Raw genomic sequence first — 25,477 nt, forward strand, 5'->3', positions numbered from 1 at the left:
GGACGAGGGCCCGGTCCCGCTCCGCGGCCCCGTGTCCGCGGTGCGGGACCGGGCGCCCGGTCCGTGCCCCCAGTCTGCTGTGTGCGCAGGTGGGAACCCATCCGTACTCGTACTCATCCGGAGGGCTGGGTACGGATACTCAGTTCTACGCCGGGACCGTCCCCGGGCGGCACCGCCGACCGGGGGTCAGCGGCTGCCGCTCACCCGGCCCCGCAGCAGCAGCGACAGGGCCGAGTGGACGTCGTCCAGGGACCGCTCGCTCTGGAAGGACTGCCAGTCCAGCGCGGCCACCAGCACCATGCCCACCATGGCGGCCGCCGTCAGCGGGACGTCGATCTCGGCGCTCAGTTCGCCCCGCTCGACCCCTTCGCGCAGGACGTCCTCCACCACCGCCACCGCCTCGCGGCGGACCACCATCAGCGTGGACTGCCAGGTGCGGTTGGTCCGCCAGAGCTCGGCGACGTACAGCTGGGTGAAGGCCGGGTACCGGTCGATGAAGACCAGGCCCGCGCGGATCATCGCGTCGAGCGCCTCGATCCGGGTGCCGCCGCGCGCCTCCGTCTCCTCCGCCGCCGTCCGCAGCGAGACGGTCAACAGCCCCACCCCGTGCCGCAGCAGCTCCTCGAAGAGGTCGTTCTTGCTCGCGAAGTTGTAGTAGACGGTGCCCTTGGCCACGCCCGCCCGTTCGGCGATCTCGTCGACCGTGGTCGCGGAGAAGCCCTGCTCGGCGATGAGGGTGACGGCCGCTTCGTAGAGCTTCTGCCGGGTGGCCTGACGTCGACCGCCGCCGGCGGCCGTACCGGTGCTGCTGCTTTCCATGGCGCTGATTCTCACAGGTCAACAGCTCTCTACAGGCTCAGTTCCGGGTGCAGTCGACTCATCGTCCACACCTGCTTGCCGCGGGCGGCGAGCGCGGTCAGGGCCAGGGCTCCGACCGTGAAGGCCAGCAGGACCAGGGATCCCTGCCACACCGGGGCGAGGTCGCCGCCGGTGATGAGGCGGCGCAGGCTCTCGACGACGTACGACATGGGCAGGTACGGGTGGATCCAGTTGAAGAAGGCGGGGCTGGTCTGAACGGGGTACGTGCCGCCCGCCGAGGTCAACTGGAGCATCAGGACGGCGAGGACCAGGATGCGTCCGGCCGCCCCGAACTTGGCGTTGAGCCACTGGACGATCGCCGCGAAGCAGCAGGTGACCAGCATCAGGAAGGCGATGGTGAGCGCGGGCCGGGCCATCTCCAGGCCGAGGTCCGGGGCCCAGTGGAGCACCGACATCAACAGGGCGACCTGTGCGAAGCCGATGCCGGCCACGGGCAGCCAGCCCGCGAGGGCGACCCGCCAGGGCGAGGCTCCGGCGGCCAGGGCCCGCCGGTTCAGCGGGGCGATCAGCATGTAGGCGACCATCGCGCCGACCCACAGGGAGAGCGGGATGAAGTACGGGGCGAAGCCGGTGCCGTAGTTGGGCGCCTTGTGGAGGGACTGGTTGGCGAGCCGGACGGGGTCGGCCATGACCTGGGTCCGGGCGTCGCGGGCCTGCTGGTCGTAGTCCGGGATCTTGCCGGCGCCGTCGTGCAGGCCGCCGGCGAGTTCGCCGCTGCCGTCGACCAGCTTGTACATGCCGCTGTCCAGGGTGTGCGCGCCGTCCCCGAGCTTGCCGACGCCCTCGGTGAGCGCGCCGGAGCCGGTGAAGGCGGTGCCGAGGCCGGTGTGCAGTTGCGTCATGCCGGAGGCGACCTTCTGGGCGCCGGTGTTCAGGGCGTTGACCTTGGCGACGGCCGCGTTGAGGTCGGAGGACAGGCCGGGGGCCTTGTCGGCGAGTTCGCGGGCCTTGTTCTCCAGGTCGTCGAGCTGACGGCGGAGCTTGCCCATGTCGGTGCCGGAGGCCTTGACGACGTCGTTGACGTCACCGGCCAGCATGGCGCCCTCGGCGGTGTCGTCCTTGATCCGCTTCAGGTCGGGGCAGGAGGCCAGGTGCGGCTCGGCGCCCGGGGTGACGCAGTGGGCGGTGTAGTACTTGTCCGCGCCGGTCGCGGCCCGCTGGGTGACGGCGGCGGCGGCCGGGGCGTTCTTGGCGAAGGAGTCCAGGTGCTTGTTGACCACCTGGGCGGTGTCCGCGACGAGTTCGGCGGTGGCGGCCAGGGACTTCGGGTCGCTGACGAAGGGCTTGGCCTTGGCGGCGGCCCCGTTGACCTTGTCGGCGAGGGTCTGGGTGCCGGCGGCGAGGTCCTTCGAACCGGTCTCCAACTGCCCGGCGGCCGTGTTCAGCTTCTTCAGCCCGCCGTTGAGCTCGCCCGTCTTCTCCTTGGCCGTGTCGAGGCCGTCGGCGAGGTCCTTGGCGCCCTGCTTGGCCTTGCCGGCGCCGTCCTTGAGCTTGTCGGCGCCGTCGGCGGCCTCGGCGGTCTTGTCGTGCAGGTCGGAGAAGTTGACGAAGATCTTGTCGAGGAATCCGCGGGAGGCGTTGGTGGACGCGGCGGAACGGACCTCGGAGAAGACGGTCTTGGAGATCGAGCCGACGATGTAGTTGTTCGCGTCGTTCGTCCGGACCTGGAGCGCCCCGGTGGTGGGGTCGGCGCCGGAACTGGAGGCGATCTTCGCGCTGAAGTCGGCGGGCATGGTCAGGGACAGGTAGTACTTCCCCTCCTCCAGCCCCTCGGCCGCCTCGTCCGCGTCGACCTCGCGCCAGTCGAAGGTCTTGCTGTCGCGCAGCTTCTTGGTGATCTCGTCGCCCGCGGCGAGGTGCTTGCCGTCGACGGTGGCGCCGCGGTCGGAGTTGACGAGGGCCACGGGAACCTTGTCGAGGTTGCCGTAGGGGTTCCAGAAGGACCAGAGGTACAGGGCTCCGTAGAGCAGCGGCAGGAGGAGCAGCGCGACGAGAGCGGCCCGGGGCAGCTTCCCCCGCCCGAACCGCTTCAGCTCAAGCGCGGCGAGCTTCGGCGAGCGCATCGTCCGTCCCCTTCGTGTCGTCGTCGGTGTCGTCGTCGGTGCCGGCGGCCGTGCCGTTGTCGGCGGCGGCCGTGTCCTTGTCGGTGATGGCCGCGTCCTTGTCGGTGGTGGCCGCGTCCTTGTCGGTGGTGGCCGTGTCGCCGTCCTGGCCGGTGTCGGTCTCGGCCTCGGCCTCGGCCCCGGGCTCGGGTTCTTCCGGCTCGGCTTCCGGCTCGGCTTCCGGCTCGGGCTCGCCCGCCGGCTCGGGCTTGTTCTCGGGCTTGGCTCCCCAGGTGATCGGGGATTCCGTGCCGCCGCCCGACCGGGCGGCCGGGGCGGGTGAGGCCTTGGCCCCGGTGGTCGGCACGGCGGTGGGCTCGACCGCGGTCGCGACCGTGCGCAGCACCAGGACCCCCTCCGGCGCCTCGTCGCACACCGCGAGGACGGTGGTGCCCCGGTCGGCGATCGAGCGGAGCAGCGCCCACAGTTCGGCGCGCTCGGCGGCCGAGAGCTTGAGGTCGGTGTCGTCCAGGGCCAGCAGTCGGGGCCCGCCCAGCAGGGCGATGGCCACGGACAGCCGGACGGCCTCCAGCCGCTCCAGGTCGCGGACGGAGGTGCGCGGCCCCTTGGGCAGGGTCGCCAGGTCGAGCCCGGCGGTCGCGAGGGCCTCCTCGATCCGGGCCGCGGCGGCGGCGCGGCGCTCTCCGCGCGGTCGGAACAGGGCCCGCACGGGACCCTCGTAACGGCGCTGGAGCATGGCCCCCTCGCGCAGTTGCTCGGCGACGGTGAGCGCCTCGTCGAGGTCGTTGACCCCGGGGACGTGCCCGAGGGCGGCGATCCGCCGCACCGCGGTCATCTTCTTCGGCAGCGGGTGCCCGCCGATCTCGGCCTGGCCCTCGGAGGGCTTCATCCGGCCGGTGAGGGCGAGGAGCAGGCAGGTCCGGCCGCTTCCGGAGGGGCCTTCCAGCGCGATGAGCGAGCCGGGCGCGGCGTCGATCCCCACTCCCCGGAAGACCCAGCCGCGCGGGCCCTTGAGTCCGAAGTCCTCGGCCTTGACGGCCGCTCCGTGTGGGCTCTCCACGCCGCCTCCCCCTTCTTTTGAACTGACTGGTCAGTTCAAAAACTAGCAGGTTCCGCGGGTTCCGGTTGCGGCCAGGGGGGTGAAGATCCCCAACCGGGGGTAAAAGTGCAGGTCACCGGGATTGTCAGTGGCGGGGGTCACGATGGACTCACGCAGCGCGACAACGCGGCGGGCAAGGCAGCACCACCCGAACGGCGGTACCGGAACAGGCAGTACCCGAAAAGGCAGTACCCGAGCAGTACCCGGCATCAGAAGCAGCACGCATCGACAGGAGGTTCGTCATGGCCACACCGTCCCCGTCCCCTGTCCACCCCGTCCCGAGGAAAGCGTCGGCACCGCCGGCCGCCCTCGATCTGCTCGCCAAGGCCCACCGCGGCCTGACCGAGGCGGTCGGACTGTCCCTGCCCAACGAGCGCTACGCCACCGCACACCTCGCCGCCCTGCGCGCGGCGGCGGCCGTGCTGGCCGCGCGCGTGAAGCCCGAACCGGTCAACCCGCGCCGGCGGCCCCGGATCCGCAGCGCGTGGGAGGTGCTGCCGGAGATGGCGCCGGAGCTGACGGAGTGGAGCGCCCTGTTCGCCTCGGGCGCCGAACGCCGGGCCCGGGCCGAGGCCGGCATACCGGACGCCGCGACGGGTCGGGAGGCCGACGACCTCGTCCGCGAGGTGGGGATGTTCCTGCGCCTGGTCGAGCGGATGCTGTCCCTGCGACCGGTGACCCCGGCTGCCGCACAGGGCCCGCCCACCGCCGCGCAGAGCCTGCCCACGGCCCTGCCGCAGCCGCGGCCGGAGCGTCCGCACGCGGGATGAGCTGGTCGGCGGCCTGAGGCAATAGGGTGGGGCACGCCCGCTCACCCTTACCGCGCCGAGGAGCCATCAGCCGTGTCGGACACTTCCCGCCCCCGTGCCTCCCTCCGCACCGCCGTGGTGTGGGAGGTCCTCAAGGAGGCCCTCGACCGCCGGGTGAAGGCGACCGGGCGGGACGTGCTGGACGTGCTGGACACCGGCGGCGGCACCGGAAAGTTCGCCGTCCCGGTGGCCCGACTGGGCCACCGGGTGACGGTGGTCGACCCCAGCCCGAACGCGCTGTTCGGGCTGGAGCGTCGGGTCTCCGAGGCCGGTGTCGCCGATCTGGTGCGAGGGGTCCAGGGCGACGCCCAGGGCCTGCTGGACGTCGTCGACCGGGACGCGTACGACGTGGTGCTCTGCCACGGCGTGCTGGAGTACGTGGACGACCCGGCCGAGGGCGTGGCCAACGCCGTCGCGGCCCTGCGATCGGGCGGGATCCTGAGCCTGCTCGGCGCCGGACTCGGCGGAGCCGTCCTGGCCCGCGCGCTGGCGGGGCACTTCACCGAGGCCCGTACCGCCCTCACCGACCCGGCGGGTCGATGGGGCACCGGCGACCCGGTCCCGCGCCGCTTCACCGCCGAGCAGCTCACCGAGCTGGTGGGCGGAGCCGGCCTGGAGGTCGGCGCGGTGCACGGTGTACGGATCTTCGCGGACCTCGTCCCGGGCGTCCTGGTCGACACCGAGCCCGGCGCGGTGGAGGCGCTGCTGCGCCTGGAGGAGGCCGCCGCCGAGCTGCCCGCCTTCCACGCGGTGGCCACGCAGTTGCACGTTCTGGGCGAGAAGACCGCCTGATCTGCGGCGCGTCCGCGCACGCGGATCCGCCGACACCCTGTGAACCGGCCGCCGGCCCCGTATGATCGAGGACACCGGTCGGCATGGCGGACGGACCATTGGGGAATAAGCGCCTCAGTGACCGCACGGCCGACGGTACGGTTTGTACGCAGGGCATTTTTCGAACGTGGCGTAGAGGGCGGGTATCACGGGGGCGATTCCCCGCCTATCCTGAAGGGGACCCCTGGTCGCTACCCTTCGCGACCGACGGATGAGGAGGACTCCCGTGCCGCTCTCGGAGCACGAGCAGCGAATGCTCGAGCAGATGGAGCGAGCGCTGTACGCCGAAGATCCCAAGTTCGCGACAGCGCTTGAGGGAAGCGGACTGCGCACGTACACCCGGCGACGGGTTTACCAGGCAGTCGCAGGCATTGTGGTGGGTATCGCGCTCCTCATGACCGGTGTGATCGTGCCGAACGTGCTCTGGATCAGCGTGGTGGGTTTCCTCGTCATGCTGGGCTGTACGGTTCTCGTGGTCACCGGTTGGCGCAAGGCACCCAAGCCTGGCGAGCAGCCCGTCTCCGACAGTGCAGGTGGTTCGGCCCGCGGCCGGAACCGACAGCGTCGGTCGATGATGACGCGCATCGAGGAACGGTGGCAGCGCCGCCGTGACGAACAGGGGCAGTAGCCCCACAGACATGAGCGAGGGGACGGTCGCCGACGGGCGGCCGTCCCCTCGCCGTTCTCCCGGACGGATCACCCGTCCTGCGGCATGATGACCGAATGACTGTGCTGCCCCTGGTCTTCACCAGTGGCTGGGCCAGTGGGATCAACGCCTACGCCGTGGTCCTCCTGCTCGGCATCTTCGGCGCGACCGGGCTCACGGACGAGGTTCCGGAGTCGTTGCAGCGCCCCGACGTCCTGATCGTCGCCGGCGTGCTGTTCCTCTGCGAGGCGGTGGCCGACAAGATCCCCTACGTGGACTCGCTGTGGGACACCCTGCACACCGTGATCCGCCCGGTGGCGGGTGCGGTGGTCGGGGCCCTGCTGGCCGGGCAGAGCGGCTCGCTCCCCGACCTGGCCGCCGGGGCCGTCGGCGGTTCCACCGCGCTGGCCAGCCATTTCGTCAAGGCCGGTACCCGGATGGCGGTCAACACCTCACCGGAACCGTTCACCAACATCGCCCTGAGCACCGCCGAGGACCTCGGTGTGGCGGGCATCGTCACGTTCGCCATGTTCAACCCCCAGGCCGCCGCGATCATCGCGGCCGTGCTGCTGGCGGCCGGCCTGGCGATGATCTTCTTCCTCTGGAGTCGGATCCGCCGCTACCGAAGGCGGCGGGCCCAACGCCGCGAGGAGAGGCGGATGGCCGCCGAGTTGCGTCAGACCTCCGGCGCGCCACCCCACTGAGCGCACCGCCGACCCGTCGCGCGCGGGCGCCGACCGGGCTCCGCGCCCGCCCTGACCTCGTACGACCTGGCCGACCCGGCCCTCGGTTCGCTCGATAGGCTCAGCCGCATGGCACGAATTGCGGTGATCGGCGCCGGGATGGGCGCGATGGCGACGGCGGCCCGGTTGGCCGTGGCGGGCCACCGGGTGACGGTGTACGAGCGCGGCTCCACGTACGGCGGCGCGGTCGGCCGGTACGAACGCGACGGTTTCGCCTTCGACACCGGGCCGGGGCTGTTGCACCTGCCCGCCGTCTACCGCGACCTGTTCGTGAAGACGGGCAGGAAGCCGCTGGAGGACTGCGTCGACCTCGTCCAGGTGGACCCCGCGGTCCGGCACCTGCTGCCGGACGGCACCTCGGTCACCCTCCCCAACGCCTCGCGCGGGGGCGCCGCCGCCGTGCTCGACGAGGCCTTCGGCGCGGGCTCCGGGGACCGCTGGAACGGGGTGCTCGGGCGGGCCCGCGACGCCTGGAACGCCACGCGCCGCCCGCTGCTGGAGGAGCCGCTGCGCCCCGACTGGCAGGTGCTGGGCACGGACCCCTACCCGGCGTTGCGCAAGAGCGGCCTGCTGCGGCGACGCCCGCCGACCCTCGCCGAGGTGGCCGAGCGGGAACTGGGCGGGCCGCTCGGCGAGCTGCTGACCGCGCGGGTGCGCGCGTACGGTCTGCGCCCGACGGACGCGCCGGCCTCGGCGGCGGTGCTCCCGTACATGGAGCAGACCTTCGGGAGCTGGTACGTGCGCGGTGGTGTCCGGGAGCTGGCCACGGCCGTGTACGAGCGCTGCCTGGAACGGAAGGTGACCTTCGTCTTCGACGCGGACGTGCGGGGGATCGTGGAGCGGGACGGCCGGGCGGCCGGCCTCTCGCTGGCCGACACGAGCACGGCGGAGGCCGGGACCGTGGAGGCCGACGCCGTGGTCTGCGGGGTCGACCCCCGGGCGCTCGGGATCCCGCCGGCGCCCGGTCCGGCCCCCGCCCCACCCACGGGGCTCCCCGGTCGGTACACGCTGTTCCTGGCCCTCGACGGGCCCAGGCCGGCGGAGGCCGTGCACCGCACCCTGGTCGGAGCGGACCTGACCGTGCTGCGGCCCGACGACCCCGCCGTCCGGCCCGACTCCGCGCACGAGGCCGTCACCGTCCAGGCGGTCGTGGAGCCCGGCACGACGCCCACCGCGCAGGAGCTGATCGCCGCGGCGGCCCCGGCCGTGCCGGGTCTGCGGGAGCGGCTGCTGTGGCACGAACTGCGCACCCCGGCCGACATCGCGGCGGCGACGGGCGCCCTGGACGGGGCCGTGCCGCCGCCCGCCCTCGCGGGAGCCGGCGGACGGCTGCTCCACCCCTCGAACACCACGGGTCTGCCGGGGTTGTACCTCGCGGGCGGCTGGGCCCACCCGGGCGGCGGGCTCCCGCACGCGGGCATGACCGGCGCCCTGGTGGCCGGGCTCATCGTGGAGGGTGCGGAGTTCCGCGGCTCCCGCTAGCCGTGACCCCTGGCCTCGGGCCCGGGGCTCGGGCGGGTCAGTAGCGGTACTGCTCGTACTCGCCGGGGCCGCCCTGGTACGGGTACTGCTGCTGTTGCTGCTGCTGCTGCTGTTGCTGCTGGTACTGCTCGTCCGTCGGGTAGGACTGGCCGCCGTACTCGTCGGTGGACCGCTGCTGCGGTACCCAGACCCCGCCGGGCGGGGTGTCCATCGCGTACTGCTGCCCGGTGCCGTCCGCGTAGGGCGCGTAGTCGTTGCTCTGGGGTGTGGTGCCGATGTACGGGTCCGAGTAGGCCGCGTAGACCTGCTGCTCGCCCATCGGGTACCCGCCGGAGTAGTCGTAGCCGCCCTGGGGCTGCGCGCCGTACTGCGGCGCGTACTGGCCGTCCTGCCCTGCCGCGGCGAACGGCGAGGCGAACGCGGCCGTTTCGGCCGCCTGGCCCGACTGGTCGGCGTACTGGCCCGACGGGTCGCCGTACTGGGGGGCGAAGCTCTGTATCCCGTACGAGCCTGTGTCCTCGGGAACCGGCTGCGGGGTGAAGACGTTCGTCTCCCGGTCGTCGAAGTCGTCGGGGGCGTCCGCGCCGTCGCGGCGCCCGGCGGCCGTCCGGTCGCCGTACTCCAGCCCCGTCACCTCCAGCGTGGGCTCGGGGCGTTCGGCGCGCGGGCCGCCGCCCCGGCGCCGGCCGCTCTGCTGCCGTACGGGTTCCCCACCGCGGCGCAGCGCCCAGCCGGCCACGAAACCCTTGCGGAAGGAGAGCGTCACCAGGGTCTGGCCCACGGCGAACGCGGTCGCGCCGACGGCGATGACGGGCACCGACGGCAACACCACCCCGGCGACCACGCCGGCGAAACCGGCGAAGGCGAGCAGGCGCCAGCGGAGCCGGGCCTTGTACTGCATCAGGACCTCGGCAAGCAGCCACAACGCGACGAATCCGAACGCGGTGTAGAGGACCGTCATTCCCATGCGTGGCCCCTCTCGGTACGGCCGCCGGCGCGGGAACGGGGGACGGCCGATCAGGCCCGCTGGTGCAGGCCCAGGTTCTCGTAGATTTCGAGAGTCGCCGTGGAGTTGTTCAGCGTGATGAAGTGCAGCCCCGGAACACCCTCGGACAGCAGCCGCGCGCAGAACTCCGTGGCGAACTCGATGCCAATGGAGCGTACAGCGGCCGGATCGTCCTTGACGGCGAGCATGCGGTCTTTTACCGCCGAGGGGAAGACCGCGGTGCTGAGCTGGGGCAGCCGGTCCAACTGCTTGATGCCCACAACAGGCATGACCTCGGGGATGATCGGGGTGTCACAGCCCGCCTTCGCGACGCTGTCGCGGAGCCTCAGATAATTCTCCGGATCGAAGAACATCTGGGTGATCGCATAGTCGGCGCCCGCGCGGCACTTGTCCACGAAGTGCCGGATGTCCGTGTCCCAGTCGTCCGAACGCGGGTGCATCTCGGGGAAGGCGGCGACGCCGACGCAGAAGTCGCCGGACTCCTTGAGCAGGCGGACCAGGTCGGCCGCGTAGTCCACGCCCTCGGGGTGCCTGACCCAGTCGGCCATGGGGTCGCCGGGCGGGTCCCCGCGCAGCGCGAGCATGTTGCGGATGCCGGCGTCGGCGAACTGGCCGATGACGTGACGCAGCTCCGCGACGGACTGGTCCACGGCGGTGAGGTGCGCGACGGGGGTGAGGGTGGTGTTCGCGGCGATGGCCTCGGTGGCACGTACGGTGCCTCCGCGCGTGGAGCCGCCGGCCCCGTAGGTGACGGACACGAAGCTCGGGCCCACCGCCTCGATGCGGCGGAGCGCGTTCCAGAGGTTGCGTTCGCCCTTCTCGGTCTTGGGCGCCCAGAACTCGAAGGAGTACGAGCGCCCGGACGCGATGAGCTCGCGGACCGTGTGTGCGCGGTCCGACCAGGTGGAAGCGGTACCAAGGGCCATACCGGCAGGTTAGACGCGCGCCGGCGGACACCGAAGCGTTGTCCGCCCATTGGACACGTTTTTGGACACCCGGCTACGCGAGACGGGCGCGGACCCGCTTGGCCAGTTCGGCGGCGGCCGCCCCGGGGTCGGAGGCCTCGGTGAGCGCGCGCACGACCACGACACGGGTGGCCCCGGCGTCGAGGACCTCGTCCAGGTTGCCGGCGTCGATGCCGCCGATGGCGAACCAGGGCCGGTCCTGCGCGAGGGAGGCGGCGTGGCGGACGAGCCCGAGGCCGGGGGCGTGCCGGCCGGGCTTGGTGGGGGTGGGCCAGCAGGGGCCGGTGCAGAAGTAGTCCACGCCGGGCTCGGCGACGGCCGCGTCGACCTCGGACTCGGAGTGGCAGGAGCGGCCGATGAGGACGTCGGGGCCGAGGATCGCGCGGGCGGCGGGAACGGGGATGTCCCCTTGGCCGAGGTGCAGGACGTCGGAGCCGATGGCGTGCGCGACGTCGGCGCGGTCGTTGACCGCGAGGAGCCTTCCGTGGCGGCGGGCCGCCTCGGCGAAGACCTGGAGGTGTTCCAGCTCCTCCCCCGCCTCCATGCCCTTGTCGCGGAGCTGGACGACGTCCACCCCGCCGGCCAGGACGGCGTCGAGGAACTCGGGAAGGTCACCCTGCCGCTTGCGGGCGTCCGTGCACAGATAGAGCCGGGCGTCGGACAGCTGCTGCATGGGTGTACCCCCCGTGGTCGTGGCGGTGTACGGGCCCGCGCGCTCGGCCCGTACACCGATTGGTTCGGCGAATCAGCCGGTCAGAGGGCGAGCGCCTGAGCGCGGCGCTTCACCTCCGTGCCGCGATTCTCGCTCAGCGCCTGCGCGGGGGTGCCGGGCAGGGTGGGGTCGGCGGTGAACATCCACTCCAGGATCTCCGCGTCGGAGAAGCCGTCGTCGCGGAGCACCGTCAGCAGGCCGACGAGGCCCTTGACGACCTTGTCGCCGTCGATGAAGGGGGCGGGTACCTGGAGGGAGCGGTTCTCGCCGCGGCGCACGGCGAGCAGCTGACCTTCCTTGACCAGCTGGCGGACCCGGGTCACTTCGATGTCGAGCATCTCCGCGATGTCGGGGAGGTACAGCCAGGCGGGGACAAGGGCATCGATCTTTGCGTCAATCTCGGTCACGGGGACAAGCCTGCCATCTCGGGCCGGCCGCCGGTACCCGGGCCGTCCGTCCGGGCGCCGGGGCGGGCGCCACCGGGCCCCCGCCCGGCGCGGCGGCGCCCCGCGACCGTGGCCGGGGTCAGGCCGCGGCGGACTTCAGGGGGGTTGCGGGGTCGGCGACCTTGGCCGGATCCAGGGCGGTGCCGGATTCGATCAGGCGGCGGCCCTGCGCGAGGTCGCGGGGGCGGCCCACGGCGAGGACGGCGACCAGGACCCCGTCGCGGAGCCAGCAGACGGACCACGCCGGGTCGGCCGGGTCGCCCCGCCACACCGTCTCGTCCGCGCCGTCGTGGTGCCCGGCGTACTGCACGAAGCGCCCGAACTGCTCCGACCAGAAGTAGGGCACCGGGTCGTAGGCCCGGTCCGTTCCGCCGCTCAGGATGTCGGCGGCGACCACCCTGGGGCCCTGGAGGGCGTTGTCCCAGTGGTGGACCAGCAGCCTGGTCCCGTAGCGGGCGGAGGGGAACGAGGCGCAGTCGCCCACCGCGTACACGTCCTCCAGCGAGGTCCGCAGCCAGGCGTCGGCCGTGACCGAGCCGTCCGGTCCCAGGTCGATCCCCGAGTCCGCGAGCCACGCGGTGGCGGGGCGGGCCCCGATGCCCACGATGACCGCGCCGGCCGGCAGTTCCCGGCCGTCCGAGAGCAGGACCCGGCCCGGCTCCACCGAGGCCACCCGGGCGCCGGTCAGCAGGGTCGCGCCCGCCTGGGCGTACCAGCGGCCCATCGCCTCGCCGACCTCGGCGGGCAGGGCCCCCGCCAGGACCCGGTCGGCCGCCTCGACGACGGTGACGGCGCAGCCCGCCTCCCGGGCCGCGGTGGCGAACTCCGCGCCGATCCAGCCGGCCCCGACCACGACGACGGCCGGGGCGGCGGCGAGGACGGGGCGCAGTCGGGCGGCGTCGTCGAGGGTGCGCAGCAGGTGGACGCCGCGGACGCCCTCGGAGCCGGGCAGGGTCAGCGGTTCGGCGCCGGTCGCCAGGACCAGGGCCTCGTACGGGACCGGGCCGACCTCCGTGTCGAGTTCGCGCGCTCCCGCGCGCAGGCCCGTGACCTCGGTGCCCAGTCGAAGGCGGATGTCGAGCCCCTCGAAGTCCACGTCGAACGCGGAGTCCTCGGCCTTGCCCAGGAGGACCGCCTTGGAGAGCGGGGGCCGGTCGTAGGGCTGGTGGGGTTCGGCGCCCAGCAGGGTCACGGGGCCGGTGTAGCCCTGTTCGCGCAGGGCCACGGCGGTCTGCACGCCGGCCATTCCGGCGCCCACGATGACGACGCCGCTCTGAGTCTGTTCCGTCTGCTCGCTCACGTCTCCCACCCTAATCTTCTGACGGTGCGTCAGGAATAGCGGGCGGGGAGGCAGCCTTACCCGGCATCGACCCCGGGGTTAGTCTGGCCACCGTACCTATCGCGGGAGTCCGGGCGCACCGGGCTGAGAGGGAGGCTGACCGGCCTCCGACCGTACGAACCTGATCCGGGTCATGCCGGCGAAGGGAGGGGCTGGACACCCATGCACTCATCGCGTTCACCGCACGTGTCACGACCGGCGGGTCACGACGTCCTCGTCATCGGGGGCGGCGTCATCGGCCTGGTCGTCGCCTGGCGGGCCGCCCGGCGCGGACTGCGCACCGTACTCGTCGATCCGTCCCCCGGAGGGGGCGCGGCCCAGGTCGCGGCCGGCATGCTCGCCGCCGTCACCGAGCTGCACTACGGCGAGGAGACCCTGCTCGGGCTCAACGTCGCCTCCGCCGCCCGCTACCCGGAGTTCGCCGCCGAACTCACCGAGGCCTCCGGCGGGCTGGGGATCGGCTACCGCGCCTGCGGCACCCTCGCCGTGGCCCTCGACTCCGACGACCGTCTCCACCTGCGCGAACTGCACGCGCTGCAACGCCGCTGCGGGCTGGAGTCGCAGTGGCTGACCGGCCGCGAGTGCCGGCGCCTGGAACCCATGCTGGCCCCGGGCGTCCGGGGCGGCCTGCGCGTCGACGGGGACCACCAGGTGGACCCGCGCCGGCTCGCCGCCGCACTGCTGGCCGCCTGCGAACGGGCCGGGGTGAGCGTCCACCGGGCCGGCGCCGACCGGTTGACCGTGCTGCACGACCGGGCCGCGGGGGCCGCGCTCGACGACGGCACGGAGCTGCGCGCCGACCAGGTGGTGCTGGCCGCGGGCTCGCTGAGCGGGCGGTTGGCGGGCGTGCCACCGCAGGTGCGGGTCCCGGTACGGCCGGTGAAGGGTCAGGTGCTGCGGCTGACGGTGCCGGCCTCGTACGCGCCGTTCCTCTCCCGGACCGTACGGGCCGTCGTCCGGGGCAGCCACGTCTACCTGGTGCCGCGCGAGAACGGCGAACTCGTCGTCGGGGCCACCAGCGAGGAACTCGGCTGGGACACCACCGTCACCGCCGGCGGGGTGTACGAGCTGCTGCGCGACGCCCACGAGTTGGTGCCCGGCATCACCGAACTCCCGCTGACCGAGACCCGGGCGGGCCTGCGACCGGCCTCCCCCGACAACGCCCCGCTGCTCGGACCCACCGAACTGCCCGGCCTGCACCTGGCCACCGGGCACTACCGCAACGGGGTGCTGCTGACCCCGCTCACCGGCGACGTCATGGCGGAACTGCTGGCCACCGGCACCATGCCGGAGGTCGCCCGCCCCTTCACCCCGCGCCGTTTCACCCAGGCACGTCAGGAGTCGTACGCATGACCATCTCCGTCAACGGCGAGCCGCGCGAGGTCGCGGCCGGCACCACCCTCGACGCGGTGGTCGCCACCCTGACGCGCGCCCACCAGGGCGTCGCGGCGGCACTCAACGAGACCGTGGTGCCGCGCGGCCGGTGGTCGCACACCGAGGTCGGCGAAGGCGACCGGGTCGAGGTCCTCACCGCGGTCCAGGGAGGCTGACCACGATGGCGGACGACCTCTTCTCCCTCGGCGGCCGGACCTTCACCTCCCGCCTGATCATGGGCACGGGCGGCGCCCCCAGCCTGGACGTCCTGGAACGCGCCCTGATCGCCTCCGGCACGGAACTGACCACCGTGGCCATGCGCCGCCTGGACCCGACGGTCCAGGGGTCGGTGCTGTCCGTGCTCTCCCGACTGGGCATCGCGGTCCTGCCGAACACCGCGGGCTGCTTCACGGCCGGCGAGGCCGTGCTGACCGCGCGGCTGGCCCGCGAGGCCCTCGGCACGGACTGGGTCAAGCTCGAAGTCGTGGCCGACGAACGCACCCTGCTCCCGGACGGCGTCGAACTGCTCGACGCCGCCGAGATCCTGGTGGACGAGGGCTTCACCGTGCTCCCGTACACCAACGACGATCCGGTGCTGGCGCGGAAACTGGAGGACGTGGGCTGCGCGGCGATCATGCCGCTGGGCTCCCCCATCGGCTCCGGCATGGGCATCCGCAACCCGCACAACTTCGAGCTGATCACGGAACGGGCCGGGGTCCCGGTGATCCTGGACGCGGGCGCCGGCACCGCCTCGGACGCGGCGCTGGCGATGGAGCTGGGGTGCGCCGCCGTCATGCTGGCGTCGGCCGTCACCCGGGCCCAGTCGCCCGCGCTGATGGCGGCCGCCATGCGGGACGCCGTCTCGGCGGGGCGCCTCGCCCACCGCGCGGGGCGCATCCCCCAGCGGCGCTTCGCCGAGGCCTCCTCCCCCACCGAGGGCCGCGCCGCCCTCGACCCGGAACGCCCCGCCTTCTAGCCTCCGGCCGGGGCGGCGTCCGAGGCGCGGGGCCACACCCAGCCTCGCCGGCGTTCGTGGCGCGGGGCCACACCCAGCCTCGCCGCGGCCGACTGCGGTCGGGGCGGTCCGATCCAGCCTCGCCGGTCGGGTGCGGCCGGGGCTGGTCGTTTCAGCCCCGCCGGCAAGGCGCCGGGCACGTCACAGGTGCGCTGCAACCACCCCCGCCCGCGTCGGCGCACTCCGCGCCGCTCGTAGAATCGCCGGGTGGATACGACCCTGGATGACCCCCTCGTCGGGCGCGTGCTCGACGGCCGCTACCGCGTCGACGCCCGAATCGCGGCCGGCGGCATGGCCACGGTCTACCGGGCCCTCGACACCCGTCTCGACCGGATCCTCGCGCTGAAGGTGATGCACCCGGCGCTGGCCGCCGACGGCGCCTTCGTCGACCGGTTCATCCGTGAGGCGAAGTCCGTGGCGCGGCTCGCCCACCCCAACGTGGTCGCGGTCTTCGACCAGGGGACGGACGGCCCGTACACGTACCTCGCCATGGAGTACGTCTCCGGCTGCACCCTGCGCGACGTGCTCCGCGAGCGGGGCGCGCTGCGCCCCCGGGCGGCCCTGGACATCCTCGAACCGGTCCTCGCCGCCCTCGGCGCCGCCCACCGGGCCGGTTTCGTCCACCGGGACATGAAGCCCGAGAACGTGCTGATCGGCGACGACGGCCGGGTCAAGGTCGCCGACTTCGGTCTGGTGCGCAGTGTGGACTCCGTCACGAACACCACCGGTTCGGTCCTCGGCACCGTCTCCTACCTCGCGCCCGAGCAGATCGAGAACGGGATCACCGACACCCGCGTGGACGTCTACGCCTGCGGTGTGGTCCTGTACGAGATGCTCACGGGCGCCAAGCCGCACAACGGCGGCAGCCCCGCCCAGGTGCTCTACCAGCACCTCAACGAGGACGTGCCGCCCCCGTCGGCCGCCGTCCCCGGGCTGCCCTCCGGCCTGGACGAGCTCGTCGCGCTGGCGGCGGCCCGCGCCCCGGAGCAGCGCCCCTCCGACGCCGCCGCCCTGCTCGGGCTGACGCTCGAGGCCCGCGCGCTGCTGACCGACGCGGAACTCGACGCCGAGCCGCCGCAGGCCCGCGCCGAGGACCGGCCCGCCTCCGAGGACCGCACCAGCGTGATCGCCCGGCCCGTCACGGCGCAGCAGTCCGTGCACCACACCTCCCGGCTGGAGTCACCCGCTCCGATCCCGCCCCGGCGCCGGCCGGCGGGGGGCCTGGGCGCGCCGCGCCGCGGCCCGCTGCTGATCGTCGCGGGCATACTGTTGGCCCTCGGTCTGGGGGTCGGCGTCTGGTACATCAACTCCGGTCAGTTCACCAAGGTCCCCAACCTGCTCGGCAAGTCGGAGCAGGAGGCCAGGTCGCAGCTGTCGGCGGCCGGGCTCGGAGTGAAGGGTGTGAACCGCAAGTTCAGCGACGCCTTCGACCGCGGCACCGTCATGAACACCGACCCGCCGAGCGGCAAGCGCATCCGCGGGAACGACGCGGTCACGATCACCCTCTCCCGTGGCCCCGAGGTCGTGAGCGTGCCGGCCCTGAAGGGCAAGCCCCTGAAGGCGGCGAAGGCGGAGCTGACGGCGGTCGGGCTGGCCCCCGGGATCGTCACCCAGGCGTTCAGCGAGGACGTCGCCCAGGGCTCCGTCATCAGCAGCGATCCGGCGGGCGGGGAGAAGCGGGCCCCCGACACGGCGGTGGCGCTCGTCGTCAGCAAGGGCAGCCCGGTCCGGGTGCCGAGCGTCACCGGCCGGTCCGCGGACGAGGCCCGGTCGGCCCTGGAGGCCCTCGGGCTGAAGGTGGGTACGGCGGCCGAGCAGGTCAACGCCGCCTCGCCCGCCGGTACGGTCGCCAACCAGTCGATCGGGGCCGGCACCCAGGCCGCCGCGGGCGACACGGTGACCCTGACCCTCTCCAAGGGGCCCCGCCAGGTCCAGGTGCCGGACGTCACCGGCCAGGACGTGGACGCGGCCCGGAAGGCGCTGGAGGGATCGGGCTTCAAGGTGAAGGTGGACCGGCCGTTCCTGTCGTTCAGCAACACCGTGGAGAGCCAGTCCGTGCCGGGCGGCCAGAACGCCGTCGAGGGCAGCACGATCACGATCAAGACCAAGGGGCTGTAGGCGTGGCACGCAATCCGGTGGGTGGGCACGTCCCCGTCGCGGGCGGCCTCGCCTCGGTCGGGCTCCCGTACGCCCGCGAGATGGGCGCCGAGGCCGTCCAGGTCTTCGTGGCCAATCCTCGCGGGTGGGCGACCCCCGTCGGGAACCCGGCGCAGGACGAGTTGTTCCGTGAGGAGTGCGCGCGGGAGTCGATCCCCGCGTACGTGCACGCGCCGTACCTGATCAACTTCGGCTCGCACACCGAGGCGACCGTCGAGAAGTCGGTGGACTCCCTTCGGCACTCGCTGCGCCGGGGCCGTGAGATCGGTGCGCTGGGCGTGGTCGTCCACACCGGCTCAGCCACCGGGGGCCGGCCGCGCGAGGAAGCGTACGCGCAGGTCAGGGAGCACATGCTGCCGCTCCTGGAGGAACTGACGCACGACGACGACCCGTTCCTGCTGCTGGAGTCCACGGCCGGTCAGGGGTTCTCCCTGTGCTCGCGCACCTGGGACTTCGGGCCGTACTTCGACGCCCTGGACCACCATCCGAAGCTCGGGATCTGCCTGGACACCTGCCACGTCTTCGCGGCCGGGCACGATCTGGCGGAGACGGGCGGCGTCAAGCGGACGTTGGATCTCCTGGTGGAGACGGTGGGTGAGGGCCGGCTGAAACTCGTCCACGCCAATGACTCCAAGGAGGGTGTGGGCGCCCACAAGGACCGGCACGAGAACATCGGCCAGGGGCACATCGGCCGGGAGGCGTTCGCCGAGCTGTTCACCCACGCGGCGATGGACGGGGTACCGCTGATCATCGAGACGCCGGGCGGCAAAGAGGGCCACGCGGCGGACGTGGCGCTGCTGAAGGAGCTGCGCGGCCCGAGGTGACACACCGGGCGGCGAACGCCCGGGAATACCCCAGGGGGGTATACGGTTCCGCTAGTCGCAGACCCGTTCCTCAGTCGTTCCCAGGGGGTATTCGATGGATCACGCGCACGCACACCACGAACACCACGAACACCGACACGCAGACCACCACGGCGGCACCCCCGACGGCGGCCACGGCCACGACGCCCACGGCCGGGTCAGTTGGGCCATGGCCGCGAAGGCCACCCTGCACTGCCTCACCGGATGCGCCATCGGCGAGGTACTGGGCATGATCATCGGTACCGCGCTGGGCTGGGGCAACCTGGCCACGATGATCCTGGCGATCGTCCTCGCGTTCTTCTTCGGCTACGCGCTCACCCTGCGCGGGATCCTCGGCGCCGGCGTGGACCTCCGTACGGCCGTCCGGGTGGCGCTGGCGGCCGACACCCTCTCCATCGCCGTGATGGAGCTGATCGACAACGGGGTGATCGCCCTGTGGCCGGGCGCCATGGACGCCCACCTCTCGGACCCGCTGTTCTGGATCGTGCTGGCCATCGCGCTCGCGGCCGCCTTCGTGATCACCACACCGGTCAACAAGTGGATGATCGGCCGCGGCAAGGGACACGCGGTCGTCCACCGGTACCACCACTGAGACGCGGCGGTCAGAGCTCCGGACCGTCCCCGGGCTCCTCCTGGTAGGAGTAGCGCTGCTCGCGCCAGGGGTCACCGACGTTGTGGTAGCCCCGCTCCTCCCAGAAACCCCGCCGGTCGGCGGTCATGTACTCGATGCCGCGGACCCACTTGGGGCCCTTCCAGGCGTACAGGTGCGGGACCACGAGACGCAGGGGGAAACCGTGCTCGGCGGTCAGCAGTTCGCCACCCTGATGGGTGGCGAAGACCGTCCGGTCCGCGGCGAAATCCGCCAATCGCATGTTCGAACTGAAGCCGTACTCGGCCCACACCATCACGTGCGTGACCTGGGGAGCCGGCGGGGCGAGCGCGAGAACGGTGCGGGCGCGGACGCCACCCCATTCGGCTCCGAGCATGCTGAACTTCGTCACGCAGTGCAGGTCGGCCACGACCGACTCGAACGGCAGGGCCGCGAACTCCTCGTGGTTCCAGCAGTGCTTGTCACCGTCGGCCGTCGCGCCGAAGACGCGGAACTCCCAGCGGTCCGGCTTGAACTTGGGGACCGGGCCGTAGTGGGTGACCGGCCAGCCGCGCTGCAACCGTTGCCCCGGAGGAAGCTCGAACTGCTCTGCTTCCGGAGATTCCCGGCTTTCCGGCTGACCCATGAGTCCATGGTGACAGATTGGGCAGGGTGGTCATGACCAGGTCTGGACCGATTCGGGCAAGTCACGGCAACTCCCACTAAGGAGGCACTTACTGGACGCCCCCGGGCGGCGGTGCAAGGATGCGCGCACCTGCCCAGTCACTTAGCTGACATTGCTTGGAAGGAGCCTCTGCGATGCAGGGCGACCCCGAGGTCCTTGAGTTTCTCAACGAGCAGCTGACCGGCGAGCTCACGGCGATCAACCAGTACTGGCTGCACTACCGCATCCAGGACAACAAGGGTTGGACGAAGCTCGCCAACTACACCCGTGCCGAGTCCATCGACGAGATGAAGCACGCGGACAAGATCACCGAGCGCATCCTCATGCTCGACGGTCTGCCCAACTACCAGCGCCTCTTCCACGTCCGCGTGGGCCAGACGCTGACGGAGATGTTCCAGGCGGACCGCCAGGTCGAGGTCGAGGCCATCGACCGACTCAAGCGCGGCATCGAGGTCATGCGCGGCAAGGGTGACATCACCTCCGCGCGCCTCTTCGAGGAGATCCTGGAGGACGAGGAGCACCACATCGACTACCTCGACACCCAGCTGGAACTGATCGAGAGCATCGGGGAGCCGCTCTACATCGCGCAACTCATCGAGCAGCCGGAGAGCTGAGCCGAATCGATGCGCCGGGCCGATTCTGCGAACCAGGCCGCTTCGGCGAACCAGACCGCTTCGGCGAACTAGGCCGCTTCGGCGAGCCGCGGGTCGGCGGCGAGCACGGCCGCCGCGTTGCCCGTCTCCAGCAGTTCGCGGCGCGGGCACGCCCCGCGGCCGAGGATTCCCTGGATGGTCCGCACGCACGAACCGCAGTCCGTGCCGGCCTTGGTCTCCGAGGCGATCTGGCGGGGGGTGCACGCCCCGGCAGCCGCGTGGTCCTTGACCTGCTTGTCGGTGATCCCGAAACAAGAGCAGACGTACACGCGGTTCACCTCCCTGGCAGGAATGGTTCGACGAGCCATCCCGTATTCGGTGAGGCTTACCTAACCATACCCAAACTTAGGGTCCCCTAAAAGACCCGGATACGACGGTGGGGCACGGATCACATCGATCCGTGCCCCACCGTCGTACGAAACCACGTACTGATCGCGCGCCGCGTCCTACTGGTCGCGGTACATCTCGGCCACCAGGAACGCGAGGTCCAGGGACTGGCTGCGGTTGAGCCGCGGGTCGCAGGCCGTCTCGTAGCGCTGGTGCAGGTCGTCGACGAAGATCTCGTCGCCGCCGCCCACGCACTCGGTGACATCGTCACCGGTGAGCTCGACGTGGATGCCGCCCGGGTGGGTGCCCAGCGCCTTGTGGACCTCGAAGAAGCCCTTGACCTCGTCGAGCACGTCGTCGAAACGACGCGTCTTGTGGCCGGAGGCCGCCTCGAAGGTGTTGCCGTGCATCGGGTCGGTGACCCAGGCGACGGTCGCACCGGACGCGGTGACCTTCTCGACCAGCTCGGGGAGCTTGTCGCGGACCTTGTCGGCGCCCATGCGGACGACGAAGGTGAGCCGGCCCGGCTCGCGCTCGGGGTCCAGGCGGTCGATGTAGGTCAGCGCCTCGTCCACGGTGGTCGTGGGGCCGAGCTTGATGCCGATCGGGTTGGCGATCCGCGAGCAGAACTCGATGTGCGCGTGGTCCAGCTGGCGGGTGCGCTCACCGATCCAGACCATGTGGCCCGAGGTGTCGTACAGCTTGCCGGTCCGCGAGTCGGTGCGGGTCAGCGCGCCCTCGTAGTCCAGGAGCAGCGCCTCGTGGGAGGCGTAGAACTCGACCGCCTTGAACTCGGCCGGGTCGGTGCCGCAGGCCTTCATGAAGTTCAGCGCGTTGTCGATCTCCCGCGCGAGCTGCTCGTAGCGCTGCCCGGACGGGGAGGACTTCACGAAGTCCTGGTTCCAGGCGTGCACCTGGCGCAGGTCGGCGTAGCCGCCGGTGGTGAAGGCGCGGACCAGGTTCAGCGTGGAGGCCGACGCGTGGTACATGCGCTTCAGCCGCTCGGGGTCCGGGATCCGGGCCTCTTCGGTGAAGGCGAAGCCGTTGACGGAGTCGCCGCGGTAGGTCGGCAGGGTGATGCCGTCGCGGGTCTCGGTGTCCTTGGAGCGCGGCTTGGAGTACTGGCCGGCGATGCGGCCGACCTTGACGACCGGCACGGAGGCGGCGTACGTCAGGACGGCGCTCATCTGGAGCAGCGTCTTCAGCTTGGCACGGATGTGCTCGGCGGACACGGCGTCGAAGGCCTCGGCACAGTCGCCGCCCTGCAGCAGGAACGCCTCGCCCTTGGCGACGGCTCCCAGACGGGCGCGCAGCTGGTCGCACTCACCCGCGAACACGAGGGGAGGATACGACTCGAGGTCCGCGACGACAGCGCGCAGGGCCTCGGCATCGGGGTACGAAGGCTGCTGCGCCGCGGGAAGGTCTCGCCAGGTCGCCTTGGTGGCGGGGGCTTGGGTTTCAGCGTTCACGGTCACCTCGTACACATTACGTCGTCACACGTCGCGTCCAGCCCGGTGCCCACACCCTGAGACGGATGTCTCTCGGAATGCGACCCGCCCCCGCGGACGCTTCGTCTCCCTCCCCGGCGTGGGCTATCGTCGGCGGCATGTACGCGCACTCGAACAAGAACTGGTGGTGGCCCGCTTCCGGCGGCCCACTCCTCGCGCGTACGTAGACGACTCGAACGACGCGAAGGCCGCCCGAGGGGCGGCCTTCGGCGTTTCCGGGCCCGGGCCGGCCCCTCTCACCCCATCTCATCTCCGAGATCTCCGAGAAGGACGCCCGCCCATGGACATCAGCAGACTGCTCGACGACTCCTGCCCGCCGTTCGCCCTGCTGCGCCGCCGCACCCCCGGCCGTGACCACGACACCGTCGAGCTGCTGATCGGCCCGGTCCACACCGCCGAACGACTCGCCGACCTGCCCGTCGGGGACCTGCCCACGCTGGCCCTGGTGCCGTTCCGACAGATCCGGGAGCGGGGGTTCGACGTGCGCGACGACGGTACGCCGCTGAGCGTGCTGGCGGCCGAGGAGGCGTACGAGCTGCCGTTGGCCGAGGTGCTCGCCGCGCTGCCGGACCACGAGGTGCGGGTCGAGGACGGTGGCTTCGACGTCCCGGACGCGCGGTACGCGGCCACCGTGGAGCGCGTCATCGAGGACGAGATCGGGCGCGGCGAGGGCGCGAACTTCGTCATCCGGCGCACCTACGAGGGGCGGATCGAGGGCTTCGGGCGGGCGGACGCCCTGGCCCTGTTCCGGCGGCTGTTGGTGGGCGAGCGGGGCGCGTACTGGACGTACGTCGTGCACACCGGGGAGCGCACGCTGGTGGGGGCGAGCCCGGAGGTCCACGTGCGCATGTCCGGCGGGACGGTCGTGATGAATCCGATCAGCGGTACGTACCGGTATCCCGCGCAGGGCCCGACGGTCGATTCGCTGCTGGCCTTCCTCGGCGACCGCAAGGAGACCGAGGAACTGTCGATGGTCGTCGACGAGGAACTCAAGATGATGTGCACGGTCGGCGACATGGGCGGGGTGGTCGTCGGGCCCCGGCTGAAGGAGATGGCCCACCTCGCGCACACCGAGTACGAGCTGCGCGGCCGTTCCTCGCTGGACGTGCGCGAGGTGCTCCGGGAGACCATGTTCGCGGCGACGGTGACGGGCTCGCCGGTGCAGAACGCCTGCCGGGTGATCGAGCGGTACGAGAGCGGTGGCCGCGGCTACTACGCGGGCGCGCTGGCCCTGCTGGGCACGGACGCCGCCGGGGCGCAGACCCTGGACTCGCCGATCCTGATCCGCACGGCCGACATCGCGCCCGACGGGACCCTGCGCGTACCGGTCGGGGCGACGCTGGTGCGGCACTCCGACCCGGCGGGCGAGGTGGCCGAGACGCACGCGAAGGCCGCCGGGGTGCTGGCCGCGCTGGGGGTGCGGGCTCCCGCGCCGCGCCGCGCGGCGACCGGGGGGCCGCTCGCGGACGATCCCCGGGTGCAGGCGGCCCTCGCCGCACGGCGGGCGGACCTGGCCCCCTTCTGGCTGCGGATGCAGGAGCGTCCGGCAGGCGCGCCGGGCCACGCGCTGGTGGTGGACGGCGAGGACACCTTCACGGCGATGCTGGCCCACGTGCTGCGGGTGACCGGGCTGGAGGTGACCGTGCGCCGCTACGACGACCCCGGGCTGCGGGCGGCGGCCCTGGCCTGGGAGGGGCCGGTCGTCCTGGGCCCGGGACCGGGGAACCCTGCCGACGCGTCCGACCCGAAGATGCGGACGTTGCGCACGCTGGCGGCGGAGTTGCTGGCGGGGCACCGGCACGGGCTGCTGGGCGTCTGCCTGGGGCACGAGCTGTTGGCCGCCGAGCTGGGCCTCCCGCTGATCCGCAAGGCGGAGCCGGCGCAGGGGGCGCAGACCCGGATCGACCTGTTCGGGGCGTCCGAGGTGGTCGGGTTCTACAACACGTACACCGCGCACTGCCCGGCGGAGCTCGCGGAGCGGCTGGCGCTGCGCGGGGTCGAGGTCGCGCGGGATCCGGGGACGGGCGAGGTGCACGCGCTGCGGTCGACGGCGGGCTTCGCGGGGGTGCAGTTCCACCCGGAGTCGGTTCTCACCCTGCGCGGGGCGGAGCTGCTGCGCGACCTACTGACGGGGGTCCGGGCGGCCGTCCCGGCCTGAGGGCCCGGGTGTCGGCGGCGGGGTCGGGAAACCGACCCCGCCGGGGCGGTCGGCGCGGGCCGGGGCGACGGCCCCGGCGGGGTGTTTCACGGCGACAGGGTGTTCTCGGAGCGTCGGCCGGCCAGGTAGTCCCGCACGTTCGCGAGGGTGGCGTCGATGATCCGGCCCACCGCGTCGTGGGTGTGGCACGCCTGGTGCGAGGTCACCACCACGTTGGGGAAGGCGATCAGTCGGGCGAGGGTGTCGTCCTCGACGGCTTCCAGGGAACGGTCCGTGAAGAACGGTCCGGCCTCCGCCTCGTACACGTCCAGGCCGACGCCCGCGAACCGCCCCGCCCGGAGTTCGTCCACCAGCGCGTCCGTGTCCACCAGTGCGCCCCGGCTGGAGTTGACCAGGATCGCGTCGTCCTTCATCAGCCGCAGCGCCGGGCCGTCGACGATGTGCCGCGTGGCGTCCAGCAGCGGGACGTGCAGGCTGATCAGGTCCGACTCGACGAACAGCGTGTCCTTGTCGACGTACTTCATGCCGAGGTCCACGCAGGCCGGGTTCGGGGTCACGTCCCAGCCCAGCAGGTTCATGCCGAAGCCGCGCGCGATCCGGGTGAAGGCCTCGCCGGTCTTCCCGGTGCCGAGGACGCCGACCGTGCGGCCGTGCAGGTCACGGCCCATCAGTCCGTTGAGGCGGAAGTCGAAGTCCCGGGTGCGGTTCGAGGCCCGCACGATGCCGCGGTTGACGGCCATCGCGAGGGTCCAGGCGAATTCGGCCACCGAGAACGGCGAGTGGTGCGAGACCCGGCTGACGGTCAGGCCCAGTTCCCGGGCCGCGTCGAGGTCGATGTTGTTGTAGCCGGTGGAGCGTTGGGCGATCATCCGGGTCCCGCCGTCGGCCAGGATCCGCAGCACCCGCCCGCCGAGGTCGGCGTTGACGCTCGACGAGACGATCTCGTACCCGGCCGCGATGGGGGCGGTGTCCTCGCTCAGGAACACGTCCAGGCAGCGCACCTCGGGCCGGCCCGCGAACGCCTTCTCCATGAGCGGCTTCTCGCCCGCCCGCACCCCGAATGCGAGGATCTCCACGTTCGCTCCCGTACCGCGTCGTCGCCCGCATCGGATCATGGGTCCTTCGTCA

Annotated in this window: 25 protein-coding genes and 1 riboswitch; of the genes, 13 read left to right on the plus strand and 12 right to left on the minus strand. The window is 72.2% G+C overall.

The window, feature by feature from the left end; all coding sequences use genetic code 11:
- Window positions 1-186: 186 nt before the first annotated feature.
- The 3 genes from ACFYW3_RS05685 to ACFYW3_RS05695 are packed head-to-tail and all read right to left on the minus strand — an operon-like array spanning window position 187 to window position 4,002.
- Entirely contained in the window at window positions 187-819 is a 633-nt protein-coding gene (locus ACFYW3_RS05685) for a TetR/AcrR family transcriptional regulator (protein ID WP_053676019.1), read from the minus strand.
- Window positions 820-848: 29 nt separating this feature from the next.
- The gene (locus tag ACFYW3_RS05690; protein WP_351750082.1) at window positions 849-2,942 is read right to left on the minus strand and encodes a YhgE/Pip domain-containing protein; all 2,094 of its coding nucleotides are present in this window, start codon (window positions 2,940-2,942) and stop codon (window positions 849-851) included.
- Window positions 2,914-4,002 carry an ATP-binding cassette domain-containing protein gene (locus ACFYW3_RS05695; RefSeq protein WP_389385651.1) on the minus strand — a complete coding sequence of 363 codons (1,089 nt, stop codon included), beginning with the start codon at window positions 4,000-4,002 and terminating at the stop codon, window positions 2,914-2,916. The genes ACFYW3_RS05690 and ACFYW3_RS05695 overlap by 29 nt, the downstream gene beginning before the upstream one ends.
- A gap of 281 nt (window positions 4,003-4,283) precedes the next feature.
- Between ACFYW3_RS05695 and ACFYW3_RS05700 the strand changes: the two genes are divergently transcribed.
- The 5 genes from ACFYW3_RS05700 (at window position 4,284) to ACFYW3_RS05720 (ending at window position 8,552) form a co-directional block, all read left to right on the plus strand.
- Window positions 4,284-4,811 carry an SAV_6107 family HEPN domain-containing protein gene (locus ACFYW3_RS05700; protein ID WP_351750084.1) on the plus strand — a complete coding sequence of 176 codons (528 nt, stop codon included), beginning with the start codon at window positions 4,284-4,286 and terminating at the stop codon, window positions 4,809-4,811.
- 72 nt (window positions 4,812-4,883) lie between these two features.
- Entirely contained in the window at window positions 4,884-5,642 is a 759-nt protein-coding gene (locus tag ACFYW3_RS05705; RefSeq protein ID WP_351750085.1) for a methyltransferase domain-containing protein, read from the plus strand.
- 265 nt (window positions 5,643-5,907) lie between these two features.
- The gene (locus ACFYW3_RS05710) at window positions 5,908-6,309 is read left to right on the plus strand and encodes a DUF3040 domain-containing protein (RefSeq protein ID WP_053676024.1); all 402 of its coding nucleotides are present in this window, start codon (window positions 5,908-5,910) and stop codon (window positions 6,307-6,309) included.
- Between the two features lie 95 nt (window positions 6,310-6,404).
- A complete protein-coding gene (locus ACFYW3_RS05715; protein ID WP_351750086.1) occupies window positions 6,405-7,031 on the plus strand; it encodes a DUF4126 domain-containing protein in 627 nt (208 codons plus the stop codon).
- Between the two features lie 108 nt (window positions 7,032-7,139).
- Window positions 7,140-8,552, plus strand: coding sequence for a phytoene desaturase family protein (locus ACFYW3_RS05720; RefSeq protein WP_389385652.1), 1,413 nt, complete (start codon window positions 7,140-7,142; stop codon window positions 8,550-8,552).
- Between the two features lie 37 nt (window positions 8,553-8,589).
- Here the strand turns inward: ACFYW3_RS05720 and ACFYW3_RS05725 are convergent, their stop codons facing one another.
- From ACFYW3_RS05725 to ACFYW3_RS05745, 5 genes are all read right to left on the minus strand, one after another.
- The gene (locus tag ACFYW3_RS05725) at window positions 8,590-9,519 is read right to left on the minus strand and encodes a hypothetical protein (RefSeq protein ID WP_389385653.1); all 930 of its coding nucleotides are present in this window, start codon (window positions 9,517-9,519) and stop codon (window positions 8,590-8,592) included.
- Window positions 9,520-9,569: 50 nt separating this feature from the next.
- Complete coding sequence (gene metF / locus ACFYW3_RS05730) at window positions 9,570-10,484, minus strand: methylenetetrahydrofolate reductase [NAD(P)H] (RefSeq protein WP_351750089.1); 915 nt, start codon at window positions 10,482-10,484, stop codon at window positions 9,570-9,572.
- Between the two features lie 73 nt (window positions 10,485-10,557).
- Complete coding sequence (thiE, locus tag ACFYW3_RS05735) at window positions 10,558-11,196, minus strand: thiamine phosphate synthase (protein WP_053676029.1); 639 nt, start codon at window positions 11,194-11,196, stop codon at window positions 10,558-10,560.
- 80 nt (window positions 11,197-11,276) lie between these two features.
- On the minus strand, window positions 11,277-11,642 hold the full coding sequence (locus ACFYW3_RS05740; RefSeq protein WP_053676030.1) for an Rv2175c family DNA-binding protein: 366 nt from the start codon (window positions 11,640-11,642) through the stop codon (window positions 11,277-11,279).
- Window positions 11,643-11,760: 118 nt separating this feature from the next.
- Window positions 11,761-12,981: an NAD(P)/FAD-dependent oxidoreductase gene (locus ACFYW3_RS05745; RefSeq protein ID WP_389385654.1), complete on the minus strand. Its 1,221-nt coding sequence runs from the start codon at window positions 12,979-12,981 to the stop codon at window positions 11,761-11,763.
- A gap of 91 nt (window positions 12,982-13,072) precedes the next feature.
- Window positions 13,073-13,185: riboswitch (TPP riboswitch) on the plus strand.
- On the opposite strand from ACFYW3_RS05745, the gene thiO reads away from it, so the two are divergent.
- From thiO to ACFYW3_RS05775, 6 genes are all read left to right on the plus strand, one after another.
- A complete protein-coding gene (gene thiO / locus ACFYW3_RS05750; protein WP_389385655.1) occupies window positions 13,183-14,373 on the plus strand; it encodes a glycine oxidase ThiO in 1,191 nt (396 codons plus the stop codon). (Overlaps the previous riboswitch by 3 nt.)
- Entirely contained in the window at window positions 14,370-14,570 is a 201-nt protein-coding gene (gene thiS / locus ACFYW3_RS05755; RefSeq protein ID WP_351386098.1) for a sulfur carrier protein ThiS, read from the plus strand. The genes thiO and thiS overlap by 4 nt, the downstream gene beginning before the upstream one ends.
- Window positions 14,571-14,575: 5 nt before the next feature.
- Window positions 14,576-15,370 carry a thiazole synthase gene (locus ACFYW3_RS05760; protein ID WP_351750092.1) on the plus strand — a complete coding sequence of 265 codons (795 nt, stop codon included), beginning with the start codon at window positions 14,576-14,578 and terminating at the stop codon, window positions 15,368-15,370.
- Window positions 15,371-15,616: 246 nt separating this feature from the next.
- The gene (gene pknB, locus ACFYW3_RS05765) at window positions 15,617-17,527 is read left to right on the plus strand and encodes a Stk1 family PASTA domain-containing Ser/Thr kinase (protein WP_389385656.1); all 1,911 of its coding nucleotides are present in this window, start codon (window positions 15,617-15,619) and stop codon (window positions 17,525-17,527) included.
- A gap of 2 nt (window positions 17,528-17,529) precedes the next feature.
- Entirely contained in the window at window positions 17,530-18,390 is an 861-nt protein-coding gene (locus ACFYW3_RS05770; RefSeq protein WP_351750094.1) for a deoxyribonuclease IV, read from the plus strand.
- Window positions 18,391-18,484: 94 nt separating this feature from the next.
- The gene (locus ACFYW3_RS05775; RefSeq protein ID WP_389385657.1) at window positions 18,485-19,021 is read left to right on the plus strand and encodes a DUF4396 domain-containing protein; all 537 of its coding nucleotides are present in this window, start codon (window positions 18,485-18,487) and stop codon (window positions 19,019-19,021) included.
- Window positions 19,022-19,031: 10 nt separating this feature from the next.
- Here the strand turns inward: ACFYW3_RS05775 and ACFYW3_RS05780 are convergent, their stop codons facing one another.
- Entirely contained in the window at window positions 19,032-19,664 is a 633-nt protein-coding gene (locus ACFYW3_RS05780) for a sulfite oxidase-like oxidoreductase (RefSeq protein WP_053676037.1), read from the minus strand.
- 173 nt (window positions 19,665-19,837) lie between these two features.
- Here ACFYW3_RS05780 and bfr point away from each other — a divergent pair, with 173 nt between their 5' ends.
- On the plus strand, window positions 19,838-20,317 hold the full coding sequence (bfr, locus tag ACFYW3_RS05785) for a bacterioferritin (protein ID WP_053676038.1): 480 nt from the start codon (window positions 19,838-19,840) through the stop codon (window positions 20,315-20,317).
- A gap of 68 nt (window positions 20,318-20,385) precedes the next feature.
- Here bfr and ACFYW3_RS05790 read toward each other — a convergent pair whose 3' ends face one another.
- A complete protein-coding gene (locus ACFYW3_RS05790; protein ID WP_351750096.1) occupies window positions 20,386-20,625 on the minus strand; it encodes a (2Fe-2S)-binding protein in 240 nt (79 codons plus the stop codon).
- Between the two features lie 177 nt (window positions 20,626-20,802).
- Window positions 20,803-22,158 carry a class II 3-deoxy-7-phosphoheptulonate synthase gene (locus ACFYW3_RS05795; RefSeq protein ID WP_351383522.1) on the minus strand — a complete coding sequence of 452 codons (1,356 nt, stop codon included), beginning with the start codon at window positions 22,156-22,158 and terminating at the stop codon, window positions 20,803-20,805.
- 313 nt (window positions 22,159-22,471) lie between these two features.
- On the opposite strand from ACFYW3_RS05795, the gene ACFYW3_RS05800 reads away from it, so the two are divergent.
- Window positions 22,472-24,349 carry an anthranilate synthase family protein gene (locus ACFYW3_RS05800; protein ID WP_389385658.1) on the plus strand — a complete coding sequence of 626 codons (1,878 nt, stop codon included), beginning with the start codon at window positions 22,472-22,474 and terminating at the stop codon, window positions 24,347-24,349.
- 86 nt (window positions 24,350-24,435) lie between these two features.
- Here the strand turns inward: ACFYW3_RS05800 and ACFYW3_RS05805 are convergent, their stop codons facing one another.
- Window positions 24,436-25,425, minus strand: a complete 990-nt coding sequence (locus ACFYW3_RS05805) for a 2-hydroxyacid dehydrogenase (protein ID WP_389385659.1) — start codon at window positions 25,423-25,425, stop codon at window positions 24,436-24,438.
- Window positions 25,426-25,477: the final 52 nt, after the last annotated feature.

It is taken from the genome of Streptomyces sp. NPDC002602 (genome assembly GCF_042889445.1).
Lineage (GTDB): Bacteria > Actinomycetota > Actinomycetes > Streptomycetales > Streptomycetaceae > Streptomyces.

What these genes read in the sequence shown, in the direction of transcription:
- ACFYW3_RS05685 (WP_053676019.1), bottom strand. Translation starts at nt 819, where the DNA reads ATGGAAAGCAGCAGCACCGGTACGGCCGCCGGCGGCGGTCGACGTCAG.
- ACFYW3_RS05690 (WP_351750082.1), bottom strand. Translation starts at nt 2,942, where the DNA reads ATGCGCTCGCCGAAGCTCGCCGCGCTTGAGCTGAAGCGGTTCGGGCGG.
- ACFYW3_RS05700 (WP_351750084.1), top strand. Translation starts at nt 4,284, where the DNA reads ATGGCCACACCGTCCCCGTCCCCTGTCCACCCCGTCCCGAGGAAAGCG.
- ACFYW3_RS05715 (WP_351750086.1), top strand. Translation starts at nt 6,405, where the DNA reads ATGACTGTGCTGCCCCTGGTCTTCACCAGTGGCTGGGCCAGTGGGATC.
- ACFYW3_RS05720 (WP_389385652.1), top strand. Translation starts at nt 7,140, where the DNA reads ATGGCACGAATTGCGGTGATCGGCGCCGGGATGGGCGCGATGGCGACG.
- ACFYW3_RS05725 (WP_389385653.1), bottom strand. Translation starts at nt 9,519, where the DNA reads ATGGGAATGACGGTCCTCTACACCGCGTTCGGATTCGTCGCGTTGTGG.
- metF (WP_351750089.1), bottom strand. Translation starts at nt 10,484, where the DNA reads ATGGCCCTTGGTACCGCTTCCACCTGGTCGGACCGCGCACACACGGTC.
- thiE (WP_053676029.1), bottom strand. Translation starts at nt 11,196, where the DNA reads ATGCAGCAGCTGTCCGACGCCCGGCTCTATCTGTGCACGGACGCCCGC.
- thiO (WP_389385655.1), top strand. Translation starts at nt 13,183, where the DNA reads ATGCACTCATCGCGTTCACCGCACGTGTCACGACCGGCGGGTCACGAC.
- thiS (WP_351386098.1), top strand. Translation starts at nt 14,370, where the DNA reads ATGACCATCTCCGTCAACGGCGAGCCGCGCGAGGTCGCGGCCGGCACC.
- ACFYW3_RS05760 (WP_351750092.1), top strand. Translation starts at nt 14,576, where the DNA reads ATGGCGGACGACCTCTTCTCCCTCGGCGGCCGGACCTTCACCTCCCGC.
- ACFYW3_RS05775 (WP_389385657.1), top strand. Translation starts at nt 18,485, where the DNA reads ATGGATCACGCGCACGCACACCACGAACACCACGAACACCGACACGCA.
- ACFYW3_RS05780 (WP_053676037.1), bottom strand. Translation starts at nt 19,664, where the DNA reads ATGGGTCAGCCGGAAAGCCGGGAATCTCCGGAAGCAGAGCAGTTCGAG.
- bfr (WP_053676038.1), top strand. Translation starts at nt 19,838, where the DNA reads ATGCAGGGCGACCCCGAGGTCCTTGAGTTTCTCAACGAGCAGCTGACC.
- ACFYW3_RS05800 (WP_389385658.1), top strand. Translation starts at nt 22,472, where the DNA reads ATGGACATCAGCAGACTGCTCGACGACTCCTGCCCGCCGTTCGCCCTG.